Raw genomic sequence first — 13,445 nt, 5'->3', positions numbered from 1 at the left:
TCACTCCCGCCTGAGGCCGCGGAGCGCCCGTTGCGACGGCAGCGGGCGCGCCACCTGTCTTGCGCCCCTGGGAAAGGAAAGGGCGCGCCTGCGCGCGCCCTTCCGTCTTCGCATTCGGCGGTCGGCGGCCGGTCAGGCCGTAACCGTCTCGACCGCCCTTGCCTCGACCGTATCGCCGCGGGCGATCTCGATCCGGCGGGGTTTCAGCGCCTCGGGCACCTCGCGCGCGAGGTCGATGTGCAGCATGCCGTCGACATGGCTCGCGCCGGTGACGCGCACGTGATCGGCAAGCGCAAAGCGCCGTTCGAACGCCCGCGTGGCGATGCCGCGATAAAGGTACTTTCGCCCGGCCTCATCCTCGGTCTTGCGGGCGGAAACGGTCAGCGCGCCGTCCTTCACCTCGACATTCAGCTCGTCCGCCGAGAAGCCGGCGACGGCGATCGAGATGCGATAGGCGTTCTCGTCCGTCTTTTCGATGTTGTAGGGGGGATAGGTCTGCTGGCCCACATCGGTGGACAGCACCCGGTCCATCAGGTCCGCGACGCGGTCAAAGCCGACGGTCGCGCGGTAGAGCGGGGCAAAGTCATAGGTACGCATGTTCATCCTCCATCGAGCGATGTTGAAGCCTTCCGACATGGAAAGGCACCTTGCCGGAGCCCGTCATGGCACCCCGGTCCGATTGATCTGGGGAACGGAAATCGGCCTTTCAAGACCCCGCATGCCCGTCAGGGGCTGATGAACTTCGCCCCTGCGGTGCCCTTGGTGAACGCCGGCAGGCCCTTCGTGCCGGTCTGGTCGAAGACCGCGCGCAACTCTGCAAGCCGCTGGTCGAGATACATGCCCAGCGCCACGGTGCCGTCCTCGGTCTTCGCCATTCCCGACAGGACCGAGACGATGCGCGGCGTACCTTCCGTCAGGCTGAGGACGGGTGACCCCGAGGCGCCGAAATCGACCGCGCAGGACAGGATCACCACGCCCTCGGCGCGGTCCCGGGTCCGGCATTCCGACTGGAAGGAAGGCGTCTCGGCCCGTTCGCGCGCGTAGGACAGGACCGCGACCCGGTCGCCGCGCCGCGGGCTCGTGCCCGTGGGCAGAGGGTTGGCCGTGGGCGCCCGAATCGGCAGGTCCAGCTCGATCAGTGCGACATCGGCCGACACCCGCGACACCCAGTCTTCCGCCCCGAACCTGTAATCGGGATGCGGCATGACCCGTCGCGCCGTCCTCACCGCGGCGGCATGCCCCGTCTGCCATCCCGCGCGGAACTCGAACGCCTCGGGCGGCATCAGCGCCTTCGTGTCGGGGCTGAACAGGCAGTGCGCCGCGGTCAGGACAAGGTCGGGCTCGATCAGCGTCCCGGTGCAGAAGCCGCGCCCGTGGCCGATCTCGATCCGTCCGACCGCCTCCCAGCCGCGCACGGAATCGAGCGTGGTAAGCGCCCGCAGCGCTGCGTCCTCCGCCCGCGCAGCCAGGGGCAGAAGTACCAGAAGCAATGTCCAGATCACGCGGCGCATGCAGCCATCCCGTTCCTTCCCGCATACTGGCCGGCAGTTCGGGCAAGATTATGGCCGCATGAGTTCAGCGCAAGCCCTCAGCCCAGCGCGCGCGGCCGTGGTCCCCCGGTCGCCCAGTCGATGAGTTCGACGGTGTGGACGACAGGCACCCGCGTGCCCGATCCGATCTGCATCATGCAGCCGATGTTGCCCGCCGCGATCACCTCGGGCGCCTTCGCCTCCAGCGTCGCGACCTTGCGCCGCTTCAACTCCGCCGAAATCTCCGGCTGGAGCAGGTTGTAGGTGCCCGCCGAACCGCAACAGAGATGCGCGTCCTGCGGCTCCACCACCTCGAAACCCGCCTCCTTGAGCAGATCCTTCGGCGCCGTCTTTATCTTCTGCCCGTGCTGGAGCGAACAGGCCGCGTGATAGGCCACGCGCAGCGGTTTCGGCGCCGCGGCAGCGGGCGCCAGCCGGACCAGCAGTTCGGTGATGTCGCAGGCAAGCCCCGCGACCTCCGCCGCCTCAGCCGCAAGGGGGGTGGTGCGGAACATGTGGCCGTAGTCCTTGATCGTCGTGCCGCAACCGCTGGTGTTGATCACGATCGCATCCAGCCCGCCGGAACGCTTCTCCTCCATCCAGGCGCGGATGTTGGCCTCGGCCGAGGCGTGGCTGTCGTCCGTGCGGCCCATGTGGTGGGTCAGCGCGCCGCAGCACCCTGCCCCCTTCACCACCACCACCTCGCAGCCCAGACGGCGAAGCAGCCGGATCGTGGCGTCGTTGATGTCGGTGTTGAGCGCCTTCTGCGCGCAACCGGTCATCAGCGCAACGCGCATCCGCCGTTCGCCCGCTGGCGCAAAGACCTGCGGATCGTCGTTGCGGCTGACCGGCGGGATCACCTTCGGCGCCATCGCGACCATCGCCCTCAGCCGCGCATCCGGCAGGAACCGGGCGAAGGGCCGCGCCATCTTCGCCCCCAGAAGCGACAGGCGGAACACCGTCGGATTGGGGATCACCTTGGCCAGCACCCAGCGCAGCGCACGATCGCGCCAGGGCCGGCGATAGGTCGCCTCGACATGCGCGCGGGCGTGGTCGATCAGGTGCATGTAGTGCACGCCCGAGGGGCAGGTCGTCATGCAGGCCAGGCAGGACAGGCAACGGTCGATGTGCCGGACGGTCTTCGCATCGGCGGGCCGCCCGCTCTCCAGCATGTCCTTGATCAGGTAGATGCGGCCCCGCGGGCTGTCCAGTTCGTCGCCCAGCACCTGGTAGGTGGGACAGGTCGCGGTGCAGAACCCGCAATGCACGCAGGATCGGAGGATCTGGTTCGCGCGCTGGATGCCGGGGTCGCGCAGCTGGTCTTCGGTGAAATTCGTCTGCATCAGCCCATCCGCCCCGGATTGAGAATGCCCCTGGGATCGAACCGGGACCGCAGCCCGGCGGTGATCGCGGCCACCGGGGCGGGTTCCGGCTGGAACGGCGCGACCCGCGACCGCGTCTCCGCCGAGGCCCGCATCAGCGTCGCGTGCCCCCTCAGCCCTTCCGGGCGCAGGTGCACGCCCGGCGCTGTCTCGACCCAGACAAGCCCCCCGCCCCAGTCGTAGAGCACCTGCTCCACCAGCCCCCTGCGGCGCAGGTCATCGACCAGCCCCGGCGCGTCGGAAGGCTTGACCGAAAAGCGCCAGACATCGCCCGCCGTGCCGTGGAACGGCGCCAGATCGCGCACCGCCGCCCAGAGCGCCGCGATGCGCGCGGGATCGCGCTCCACCCCGACGGCTCCGAAGGGTGCCAGCACCTTCGCGAGCCGGTCGGCGCGATAGGCCACCGACTGCGCAAACCCCTCGACCCGGATCAGCGTTCCCATCGCACCGTGGGCCGCCCCGCTGACGTCGAAGGGGGATTGCAGCGCGGCCGTCATCGCCTGCAACGCCCGCCGGTCGTCGAGCCCCTCGATCACCAGCGTCGCCGCGGATTCCGGCGCGGGCAGGACCTTCAGGCCGATCTCGGTCAGGATGCCGAGCGTCCCCCAGGAACCCGCCAGCAGCCGCGAGAGGTCATAGCCGGTGACATTCTTCATCACCCGGCCGCCGTTCTTGACGACGGCGCCGGTCCCGTCGACGAACCGCACCCCCAGAAGCGCGTCGCGGCAGGCGCCGGCCTGCACCCGGCGCGGGCCGGAGACGTTCGCGGCCACCATGCCGCCCAGCGTCGGCGCGCCGGCGGTGCCCAGAAGCCCGCGCCAGTCGGCGGGCTCGAACGCCAGCCGCTGCCCTTCGGCGGCCAGCGTCGCCTCGACCTCGGCCAGGGGCGTGCCCGCCCCGGCCACGAGCGTCAGCGCGCCGGGCTCGTAAAGCCTGATCCCCGCCAGACCGGAGACGTCGATCACGTCGCCAGACACGGGACGGCCGACGTCGCGCGTGCCCCCGCCCCGCACCACAAGCGCCCCGTGGGCGGCACGCACCGCTTCTGCCAGTTCCGCCTCGTCTGATACCCTCACGTCGCACCCTTCTTCGTTGCGGAAACAGTCTTCGGGGCGTGGGAGTGGAAAACCCTCGCCGCCCGCCCGTTCAGGCCGCGCGCCGCCCGGCGCTGACCGACAGCGGAAACACCTTGGCGGGGTTGAGCAGCCAGCCGGGATCGAAGACATCCTTGACCCGCATCTGCGCCTCCATGTCCTCGGGCGCGAACTGCACCGCCATCAGGTCGCGCTTCTCGATGCCCACCCCATGTTCCCCCGTCAGGCAGCCGCCGACCTCGACGCAAAGCTTCAGGATGGCCGCACCGAAGGCCTCGCAGCGGTCGAGGTCGCCCGGCTTGTTCGCATCGTAGAGGATCAGCGGATGCATGTTGCCGTCGCCCGCGTGGAAGACGTTGGCGACGTCAAGCCCGAACTCCCGGCTCATCTCGCCGATGCGGCGAAGCACTTCCGGCAGGGCCGAAACCGGGATCGTTCCATCCAGGCACATGTAGTCGTTGATCTGCCCCATCGCCCCGAAGGCCGACTTGCGCCCCAGCCAAATCTTCGCGCTTTCCGCCTCCGACCCGCTTTCGCGAAACTCCTGCGGCGCGTGCCGCATCGCGATCTGGCGGATCAGGCCCAGTTGCTCGTCGATCTCCGACGGGCTGCCCTCGACCTCGACGATCAGAAGCGCCTCGCAATCCGGATAGCCCGCGTGGGCGAAATCCTCGCAGGCGCGGATGCAGGGGCGATCCATGAATTCAATCGCGACCGGCAGCACGCCCGCCTTGATGATGTCGGCCACGCAGGCGCCTGCCACCTCGTTCGAGGAAAAGGCGATCAGCACCGGGCGCGCGCCTTCAGGTTTCGGCAGGATGCGCAATGTCGCCTCGGTCACCACGCCAAGCTGCCCCTCGGACCCGCAGACGACGCCCAGCAGGTCCAGCCCGCCCGCGTCCATGTGGGCGCCGCCAAGCTCGACCACGGTTCCGTCCATGAGAACCAGCGTGACGCCCAGAAGGTTGTTGGTCGTGACCCCATATTTCAGGCAATGCGCCCCGCCAGAGTTCATCGCGATGTTGCCCGCGATGGCGCAGGCCAGCTGGCTTGACGGGTCGGGGGCGTAGAAGAAGCCCTCCGCCTCGACCGCGCCGGTCACCGAAAGGTTGGTCCGCCCGGCCTCGACCCGGATGCAGCGGTTCGCAAGGTCGGTCTCAAGCACCCGGTTCATCCGCGCGATGCCGAGGACGACGCAATCCGCGGTCGGCAGCGCGCCCCCGGCCAGCGAGGTGCCCGACCCGCGCGGCACGACCGGAACCCCCTCCTCGTGGCAGATCCTGAGCGCGGCCGAGACCTCCGCGGTCGTCCCCGGCAGCACCACAGCCAGCGGCGGGCAGCGATAGGCCGAAAGCCCGTCGCATTCGTAGGCCCGCGTCTCGGCGGGGTCGTCGATCACGGCGTCTTCGGCCAGAACCGCGCGCAGGCGCGCCACGACATGGGCCTTCTTCGACAGGACACGGGGATCGGGCGGGGGCAGATGCATCGCAAACTCCGGCTTATCCGGTAAAGTAATATTACCAATTTTGCGGTCTGGCAAGCGAAGTCTGGTCAAGCTACTCTCCAAGCCCATGAACCTGCAGTCGAGTCTCTCGCATTTCGGCACCGTCGACTTCGTCGCCGTCGGCCTGTTCCTTGCGATCTGGCTCGCGGTCGGATGGCGCATCGAGAACCCGAACCCGCAGAGGCCGTCGGTCGCCGTGCTTATGGTGGGGTTCCGGCGCGAATGGATGCGCCAGTTCGTCGCCCGCGATGCACGCATGTTCGATGCCGCGATCATGGCGAACCTGCGCCAGGGCACCAGTTTCTTCGCCTCGGCCTGCATGATCGCCATCGGTGGCGGTCTGGCGCTGATTGGCAATACCGAACGCCTACTGGGCCTTGCGCAGGATCTGACCCTGACCCGCGCACCCGCGATTGTGTGGGAGGTGAAGATCCTGTTCGTTCTCCTGTTCCTGACCAACAGCTTTCTCAAGTTCGTCTGGTCGCATCGCCTGTTCGGCTACTGCGCGATCATCATGGCGGCCGTGCCGAACGATGCCGGCCATCCCGATGCCGCGCTCAGGATCGAACAGGCGGCCGAGGTCAACATCTCAGCCGCCAAGAACTTCAACCGGGGCATGCGGTCGATCTACTTCGCGCTTGGCGCGCTGGCCTGGCTTCTGGGCGCCTGGGCCCTGGTCGGGGCCGCGTTCCTGACCGCCTCGGTCCTCTGGCGGCGCGAATTCGCCTCGCACTCGCGGCAGGCCTTGATGCGAGGCACGCCGATGTGATGAGCGCGTGAACCGGAACCGTGGCACCATGGTCGGATGTCGCGTTTCCGGATCATCGCCTTTTGCCTTCTGCCCGCGTCCCCGGCCCTGGCCGATGCGCCCGCGGTCGTCGCGGCCCAGGCTGTCCGGTCGGGCGAGGTCTGGTCGATTTCCGTGACGCTCTCGCACCCCGATACCGGGTGGGGCCACTATGCCGATTCCTGGCAGGTCGAGACGGACGATGGAACCGTCATCGCCTCACGCGGGCTTGTCCATCCGCATGTGGACGAACAGCCTTTCACCCGGTCGCTGGACGCTGTGGCGATACCCGCGGGGCTTGACCATGTGATGATCCGTTCGCGCTGCAATCTCGACGGCTGGTCGCCCCGGCCCTTCCGCCTGGACCTGACGAACTAGCGCGCGACGCCTAACGCCGCCCCTCGCGCAACCAGGCGGCGACCGCAAGTCCCGCGGTCAACAGCAGAAGAGCCCAGGCGGGCAACAGGGGCAGGATGCGGATGTCCTGGGTCACGAATGCCTCGCGCGGGGTAATGCCGATCCAGCCGCGCCCCGCGGCCGGGCGTCCGGCGCGCACCTGCCGGATATCGGGCGCACCGTCCTCCAGCCGCAGGAAGCCGCCGTTCGCCGGCTCGACGACCGGGGCGAGCCTTGCGTCGGTTGCGATCGTCTCCTCGAATTCCCGCGGGGCGGAGGGGCCAAGCACCACGACGCGCGTCAGGTCGCCGTCGCTCAGCCGGTAAAGCCCCATGCCGGGCGCGGACCAGGTGGTGGTGAACCGGCCGGGTTCGGTTTCCGCAAGCGGCAGCACCGTGGTCGCGCCGTCCGGGCTGGTCACCGTCACCTCGCGCGCGCCCTCGGCCAGCGAGCGGCGGGTGATCGCCAGGTCCGACCCCCGCGCCTCGGCCAGAAGCGCCTCTTCCTCAAGTTCGGGTTCCTTCATCATCCAGTGCGCCAACCGGCGCAGAAGCTCAAGCTGCGGACCCCCGCCCTCGAAGCCCCGGCTCCAGAGCCAGGCCTGATCCGACGCGACAAGCGCGATGCGACCCTCGCCCACGCGGTCCAGCACCAGAAGCGGGCGTCCGTCCGCCCCTTGCATCACCACCTGCCCGCCCGGCTCCTCGAGTTCCACGATCCGGAGCCAGCGCCCCCAGCCGGGGCTTCCGTCTTCGCCGGCCGGGCCGGGGGCAAAGCCCTCAAGCCCCTCGGTCACCGGGTGGCGGCGGCCAATGTCGGACAGCACGGGCTTGTACCCGCCGTCGATGACACGACCGGTCGGGGCGGCGGGCAGGATCTCCGCCAGGCTGGAATAGTAGATGCTTTCGGCCGACGCGAAGTCTGGCCCGGCGGCAACAAGGACCGCCCCGCCATTGAGGACGTAGTCGCGGATATTGTCGAAATAGGACGCTGGCAGGATGCCGCGCAGGCGATAGCGGTCGAAGATGATCAGGTCGAATTCGTTGATCTTCTCGACGAAAAGTTCCCGCGTCGGAAAGGCGATCAGCGACAGTTCGCTGACCGGCACCCCGTCCTGCTTGTCGGGCGGGCGCAGGATGGTGAAATGGACCAGGTCCACCGCGCTGTCGGATTTCAGCAGGTTGCGCCAGGTCCGCTCGCCCGCATGCGGTTCGCCAGACACCAGCAGCACCCGGAGACGGTCGCGCACGCCGTTGATCTCGACCACCGCCATGTTGTTGCGGTCGGTCAGTTCCCCTTCGGCCGTCGCCACCTCGAACTGAACCACGTTCCGCCCGCCATGATCGATCGTCAGGGGCAACTCTATCTCGGTATTCACCGGGACAAGGACCGCCTGCGGCTCCGCGCCATCCACCGTCACCAGAAGCTGAACAAGGCCGTCCGCTTCGGCGGCGGGCACGTTGCCCTGGTCCTCGATCTTCAACCGGATCGCCAGTTCCTCGCCGATGATGCCGAACGCGGGGGCCGACAGGACACCGACGCGACGGTCCCAGTCCCCGGCCCGGCCGGTCAGCAGCACGTTGAGCGGCGCGGGCAGTGCCGGCGCGGCCTCGATGTCGTGCACCTGCCCGTCGGTGATCAGGATCGCCCCGGCGACGCGCGCGCGCGGCTCCTCTGCCAGTGCCTGTGCCAGCGCGGTCATGGCGCGCGTGCCGGTGTCGTCCGGGCCGTCGCCCAGGTCCACCACGCGCAATTCGGTGTTGGGCAGGGCGGCCACCTCTGCCCTCACCCGCGCGACGGCGGCCTCGGTCTGTTCGGCCCGGCCCGGCAGGCCCTGGCTTGCGCTGCGGTCGACGACCAGAACGACGATGTCGGACAGCGGCTTGCGGTCCTCGCGCTGAAACGCGGGCTGGGTCAGCGCCGCGATCAGCGCAGCCGCCGCCAGCGCGCGAAGCCACCAACCCGCCAGCCCGCGCCAGAGCGCAAGCGCCGCGAAGGCAAGGGCCAGGGCCGCCGCGGCCCAGATTGCGGGCCAAGGCAGGAGCGGCGAGAAGATCACGCTGGCCCCGGTCATTGCCCGAGCCTTTCCAGAAGGGCCGGCACATGCACCTGGTCGGACTTGTAGTTGCCGGTCAGCACATGCATCACCACGTTGACGCCGAACCGGTAGGCAATCTCGCGCTGGCGTTCGCCGTTCAGGCCGCGCCCGACCGGGAACATCGGCCAGCCGGCATCGTCGACCGCCCAGGCCGCGGCCCAGTCGTTGCCGCCGATGATCACCGGCGTCACGCCGTCGTTGAGGTTGCGAAACGGCATCCCCTCGGCCAGTTCCGCATCGGGCGGCGCGGCCTCGACCCAGACGGTCGGGCCGGAGAAGCGGCCGGGGAAATCCTGCAGCAGGTAGAACGCCCGCGTCAGCACATGGTCGGGCGGGATCGGTTCCAGCGGCGGGATCTCCAGCGGCGCGGCAAGCGACTGGAGCCTGCGCCCCTCGGGTGTCGCGCTGCCGAAGCCCGCGATGTCCGCGTCGCGGGTGTCGAACAGGATCATGCCGCCCGACCTCAGATACCGGTTCAGCCGCATGTAGGCTGAGGGCGAGGGCGTGGGCGCCGCGGCCGTGACCGGCCAGTAAAGCAGGGTGTAGACCGACAGTTCGTCGGATTCGAGATCCACGCCCATCGGCGCGCTCGGCTCCACCGCGGTGCGGTAGAACAACACGTCCGACAACCCGCGCAGGCCCGCCTCGGAAACCCGGTCCACCTCGGCATCGCCCGACCGGACATAGGCCAGAACGACATTGCCGGCCGCGCGGATCAGGTCGTCCTCAGTCATCTCGGCGTGCGCCGGCGCCACGGGCTGAAGCGCCGTCGCCAGCAGGATAGCGGCCAGCCCGGCCCGCCCCCCCGAAAGGCGGCCCGAGAGCGCCAGCGCCGCCAGCACATCGGCCAGCAGGAACGCAAGCCCCGCCGCCAGCAGCCAGCCCGCCAACGGCCTTTCGCGCGCCTCGGTCAGGCCCTCGACCGCCACCCCCTCTGGCCAGATCGCGGGGGCGAAGGCGCGGTCGGACGATACCGCGTTGATCGCCAGCGTCCGCTCGCCCGACGCGTAAAGACCCGGCCGCAGGTCCGCGCCCGGCTGGGCGTCCGCCATCCGCTCGCCGGCGATACCGGGCTGGTCGCCGGCGTCCTGAAGCGTCCCGAAGGCGTCAAGGACACGCTCGGCCGTCCAGACCGTACCGCGCAATTCCTCCGCCCCCGGCGCGGTCTGGCGCGTCGACACCGCCAACCGTTCGAGCATCTGCACGAAGAGCCCCGAGAGCGGCAGGCCCGACCATTCCGCATTTGCCGTGACGTGGAACAGCACCACGCTGCCTTCGCCCAGGTCCTTGCGGGTGACCAGGGGCGTGCCGTCCGCCAGCGCCGCGACCGTATGGGCGACGAGATCGGGCCCCGGTTCCGCCATCACCTGCGTCGTCACGCGCACTTCGTCGGGCACCGCAAGCCCGGCGAACGGAGAGCTGTCCTCGAACGGGGCCAGCGTCTTGGGCTCGCCCCAGCTCAAGGCCCCGCCGACGCTGCGCCCGCCGCTGCGCAGGCGAACCGGCAACAGCGGGTCGTCGCCCTCGCCCCAATCCTGCGCCGCCATGTGGGGCCCGGCAAAACGCACCAGAAGCCCGCCCTTTTCGACCCAGTCCAGCAGCGCCTCCGACGCCGCGATCCGGGCCACGTCTGCCAGGATGATGACATCGGGATCGGCGAGGATCATGTCTTCGAGCGTTCCGTCGATGACATCGGCGGTTGGCGCCAGAGCCTGCCGCAGGTAGTGGCCGGGCGAGAGAAGCTCCAACCCCTCGCGCGCGGCGCCGCCTTCGACCAGGGCAACCTCGCGCCGGCGGATGGCGTCATCGGTCAGGGCGACCGCGCCGGCGGTCTTCTGGCCCAGAATCTCGAACCGCGCGATGCGGTTGCGCAGTTCAGCGGGCAAGTCGAAGACAGCCTCGGCCGCCGCCGCGCCGGTCGCGAAGGTCACGGGCAGGCGGGCCAGTTCCCGCTCGATCCCCGCCGGATCGAGGCCGAGGCCCACGACCTCGACCGTTGCTTCGCCACCGGAATGGGCACGCAGCAGGCCAAGCGTCACCTTGCCATCCCCGTAGACCGCAGGCTTCAGCCCGAACACCTCGCGCGCGGTCTCGAACACGGTGACGCGCCCGTGCGTGCGGAGGGATGCCAGCAGATCCTCGCGCCCCTCGCGGGCCAGCCCATCCGACAGCCACAGCGTGTCGAAGCCGCCGTCCGGCAGGGCAGTGGCAAGTGCTGCGTGCGCGGCCCGATCCGGCTCCCACGGGACGGGGGCGAATCCCGGCAGGGTCTCTGCCTGCAGGTTCGCGGGCCGGAACAAGATTTCTTCAGTCCCGCCGGCTACGGATGCCAGCGCCACCGGGCGTCCGGCGCGGGCTGCCTCGGTCAGCGCCGCCGCAATCCGCTCCTGCCGGCGCGGCCAGTCGCGCGCCTCGGCCCAGCTTCCGTCGGCGAGGATCAGAAGCGGGCCCGAGCCAGGCTCTCGCATCTCGGGGTTCAGCACCGGCCCCGCGAATCCGAGGATGAGGGCCGCGACCGCCAGCATCCGCAACAGGAGAAGCCACCAGGGCGTCCGGTCCGTCTCGTTGTCCTCGTCCCTGAGGCCGAGCAGAAGAGCGACCCCCGGAAACCGGCGCCGGATCGGCGCAGGCGGCACAACGCGCAGCAGGATCCACAGGACCGGCAAGGCCAGAAGGCCCAGAAGAAGCCATGGCGCGGTAAAGCCGAGGGGGCCGAGGATCATCATCGCCGCACCCGTTCGAGCGCGCGGTAAAGCCAGAGCAGCGCTTCCTGAGCGGGCCTGTCGGTGTGGTGGATGGAATACTGCCATCCCACGCGCCGCGCGAGGGTCGCAAGCCTGTCCTTGCGTTCCGCCAGCCGTGCCCGATACCGCTCGCGCAGGTCGCCTGCCCGGCGCGTCTCGTGCCGGATCGCGCCGGTCATGCTTTCGAAGATCGTGCGCCCGTCGAAGGGAAATGCCTCCTCAACCGGATCGAGGATCTGAAGAAGAGCGCCCTGCACGCCGCGGTCAGCAGCCAGCGTCAGCGCGGTTTCCACCGGCGCAGGATCACCCAGGAAATCGGAGATGAACACTGCCCGCGACCCGGTCAGCATTGCGCGCGACTCGGGCGCGCCGTAGTCGGCATCGCCCGCGGGCGAGGTGAGGGTCTGGGCAAGCCGCACAAGTTGCACCTCGCCCGGACGCGGCGGCGCGACCGGATCGGCAAGCCCCACACGTTCCCCCGCGCGGATCAGAAGGACGGAAACCGCCAGCGCCAGAAGCCGTGCGCGATCGGCCTTGGTGGTGCGGTTGCGGTCGCCCGAAAACTCCATCGAGCGGGCATCATCGACCCAGAGATGGACGGATTGCGCCGCGTGCCATTCCTTCTCGCGTACGAAATGCTGATCGGCACGCGCCGACCGGCGCCAGTCGATCGCGCGCGCCTCGTCGCCCGCATGCGCCGGGCGGAACTGCCAGAACTCGTCCCCGATCCCGGCGCGGCGGCGGCCGTGTTCGCCCATCTGCACCGTCATCGCCAGGTGCCGCGCATCCGCCAGCAAGGGCGGCAAGGCGGCGGCCAGCGCCTCAGCCTTGCGCCTCAGCCCCGCGGGGCGTGCTGGCGCGGGCTGGATCATGCCGCCTCCTCGATCCGCGTCACCTCGCGGGCCACCCCGTCGATCAGCCCGGCCAGGCTTTCGCCGCGCGCCCGGGCCGCGAAGGACAGCGCCATGCGGTGGCTGAGGACGGGACGCGCGAGCGCCAGCACATCCTCGGCAGAGGGCGCGAGCCTGCCCGTCAGGAGCGCCCGCGCCCGGACACCCAGCATCAGCGCCTGCGCCGCGCGCGGCCCCGGCCCCCATGCGACCGAGGCGGTCACGGCCTCGCCCGCCTCGACCTCGCCGGGCCGGCAGGCACGCACGAGGTCGAGGATAAGCTCGACCACCTTCTCGCCCACGGGCATCTGCCGCACCGTTCTTTGCGCAGCGATCAGCCCTTCGGCGCTGAAAACCGGTTCTGCCTCGGCCATCTCGATCCCGGTCGTCGCGATCAGGATGTCACGCTCGGTGCCACGGTCCGGGTAGTCCACGTCGATCTGCAGGAGGAACCGGTCAAGCTGCGCCTCTGGCAGGGGATAGGTGCCCTCCTGCTCGATCGGGTTCTGCGTGGCGAGCACATGGAAGGGCCGGCCGAGCGCGCGATGCCGGCCCGCGATCGTCACCTCGCGTTCCTGCATCGCCTGGAGAAGTGCCGACTGCGTCCGCGGGCTTGCCCGGTTGATCTCGTCGGCCATCAGAAGCTGGCAGAAGACCGGCCCCTCGATGAAGCGGAACGACCGCGTGCCGTCCGCCGCCGTCTCCAGCACTTCCGAGCCGAGGATGTCCGCCGGCATCAGGTCCGGAGTGAACTGGATGCGAGAGGATTTCAGCCCCATGACCGTGGCGAGGGTGTCGACCAGCATGGTCTTGCCAAGCCCGGGCAGGCCGACCAGAAGCCCGTGCCCCCCGCACAGAAGCGCGGTCAGCGTCAGGTCGACGACCCGGTCCTGGCCGATGAAACGGCGGTTGACCGAAGCCTTCGCCTGTCCAAGCCGGCGGCCCAGGTCCTCGATTTCGGCGATCAGATCGGCGCCCGCGGTCATGACAATCGCTCCCTGCTCGTGCTAGTGGCATCATA

At 69.6% G+C, this 13,445-nt stretch carries 11 protein-coding genes; 2 read left to right on the top strand and 9 right to left on the bottom strand.

Annotated features, from left to right (window positions below; genetic code table 11):
- Positions 1-132: 132 nt before the first annotated feature.
- From N5I32_RS12080 to N5I32_RS12060, 5 genes are all read right to left on the bottom strand, one after another.
- The gene (locus N5I32_RS12080) at positions 133-597 is read right to left on the bottom strand and encodes an Hsp20 family protein (RefSeq protein ID WP_261496132.1); all 465 of its coding nucleotides are present in this window, start codon (positions 595-597) and stop codon (positions 133-135) included.
- 128 nt (positions 598-725) lie between these two features.
- Entirely contained in the window at positions 726-1,511 is a 786-nt protein-coding gene (locus N5I32_RS12075; protein ID WP_261496131.1) for a trypsin-like serine peptidase, read from the bottom strand.
- A gap of 77 nt (positions 1,512-1,588) precedes the next feature.
- The gene (gene glcF / locus N5I32_RS12070) at positions 1,589-2,872 is read right to left on the bottom strand and encodes a glycolate oxidase subunit GlcF (protein WP_261496130.1); all 1,284 of its coding nucleotides are present in this window, start codon (positions 2,870-2,872) and stop codon (positions 1,589-1,591) included.
- Positions 2,872-3,987, bottom strand: a complete 1,116-nt coding sequence (locus tag N5I32_RS12065; protein WP_261496129.1) for an FAD-binding protein — start codon at positions 3,985-3,987, stop codon at positions 2,872-2,874. The genes glcF and N5I32_RS12065 overlap by 1 nt, the downstream gene beginning before the upstream one ends.
- 70 nt (positions 3,988-4,057) lie before the next feature.
- Positions 4,058-5,491, bottom strand: a complete 1,434-nt coding sequence (locus N5I32_RS12060; protein WP_261496128.1) for an FAD-linked oxidase C-terminal domain-containing protein — start codon at positions 5,489-5,491, stop codon at positions 4,058-4,060.
- 85 nt (positions 5,492-5,576) lie between these two features.
- Here N5I32_RS12060 and N5I32_RS12055 point away from each other — a divergent pair, with 85 nt between their 5' ends.
- Complete coding sequence (locus tag N5I32_RS12055) at positions 5,577-6,278, top strand: DUF599 domain-containing protein (protein ID WP_261496127.1); 702 nt, start codon at positions 5,577-5,579, stop codon at positions 6,276-6,278.
- A gap of 36 nt (positions 6,279-6,314) precedes the next feature.
- Positions 6,315-6,674 (top strand): hypothetical protein, encoded by a 360-nt coding sequence (locus N5I32_RS12050; RefSeq protein ID WP_261496126.1) that lies wholly within the window; start codon positions 6,315-6,317, stop codon positions 6,672-6,674.
- Between the two features lie 10 nt (positions 6,675-6,684).
- On the opposite strand, the gene N5I32_RS12045 is transcribed toward N5I32_RS12050, so the two are convergent.
- From N5I32_RS12045 to N5I32_RS12030, 4 genes are read right to left on the bottom strand one after another with little or no spacing between them, the layout of a single operon-like run.
- A complete protein-coding gene (locus N5I32_RS12045) occupies positions 6,685-8,766 on the bottom strand; it encodes a hypothetical protein (protein ID WP_261496125.1) in 2,082 nt (693 codons plus the stop codon).
- Positions 8,763-11,516 (bottom strand): DUF4159 domain-containing protein, encoded by a 2,754-nt coding sequence (locus N5I32_RS12040; protein WP_261496124.1) that lies wholly within the window; start codon positions 11,514-11,516, stop codon positions 8,763-8,765. The genes N5I32_RS12045 and N5I32_RS12040 overlap by 4 nt, the downstream gene beginning before the upstream one ends.
- Positions 11,513-12,406, bottom strand: coding sequence for a DUF58 domain-containing protein (locus N5I32_RS12035; RefSeq protein ID WP_261496123.1), 894 nt, complete (start codon positions 12,404-12,406; stop codon positions 11,513-11,515). The genes N5I32_RS12040 and N5I32_RS12035 overlap by 4 nt, the downstream gene beginning before the upstream one ends.
- A complete protein-coding gene (locus N5I32_RS12030) occupies positions 12,403-13,410 on the bottom strand; it encodes an AAA family ATPase (protein WP_261496122.1) in 1,008 nt (335 codons plus the stop codon). The genes N5I32_RS12035 and N5I32_RS12030 overlap by 4 nt, the downstream gene beginning before the upstream one ends.
- Positions 13,411-13,445 lie beyond the last annotated feature (35 nt).

The organism is Albidovulum sediminis (genome assembly GCF_025380365.1).
Classification (GTDB): domain Bacteria; phylum Pseudomonadota; class Alphaproteobacteria; order Rhodobacterales; family Rhodobacteraceae; genus Albidovulum; species Albidovulum sediminis.
The sequence above is the reverse complement of the archived record's forward strand: the minus strand, read 5'-3'. Positions and strand labels throughout refer to the sequence as shown.